Annotated in this window: 1 protein-coding gene; it reads right to left on the bottom strand. The window is 70.6% G+C overall.

Annotation, left to right across the window (positions count from 1 at the left end):
* The coding region (locus G3I71_RS46985) for an ABC transporter transmembrane domain-containing protein (protein ID WP_164325065.1) at nucleotides 1–483 on the bottom strand (483 nt) is incomplete at both ends.

Below are 483 nucleotides of genomic sequence, written 5' to 3'. Positions count from 1 at the left end.
TGAGCCGCCAGTCGAGCGCGAGCATCGCGACGACGGAGGCGATCACCGCGGTCAGGTTCGACACCAGGGAGGTCGCCGTGGAGGTGACCGTCGCCTGCATGCCGCCGATGTCGTTGGCGATGCGGGACTGCACCTCACCGGTGCGGGTGCGGGTGAAGAAGGCCAGCGGCATCCGCTGGAGCTGGGCGTAGACGGCGGTGCGCAGGTCGTGCATCACGCGCTGGCCGACGGTCGTGGAGATGTACGTCTGGAGCACACCGAACACGCTGGTGACCACCGCGGTGAGGATCAGGCCGAGGGCGAGCAGGCTCAGCAGGCCGGTACGGCCCTCGGGTATCGCGACGTCGAGTATCTCCTTGAGCAGGAACGGCGAGGCGACGCCGACCAGCGAGGAGGCGGCCACCAGGGAGCCCACGACGGCGAGCCGGCCGTGGTAGGGCCGGAACAGACCGACGATCCGGCGCAGCTCGCGGGGCCGCTCGG

The organism is Streptomyces sp. SID12501 (assembly GCF_010550245.1).
GTDB lineage: Bacteria > Actinomycetota > Actinomycetes > Streptomycetales > Streptomycetaceae > Streptomyces.
The sequence above is the reverse complement of the archived record's forward strand: the minus strand, read 5'-3'. Positions and strand labels throughout refer to the sequence as shown.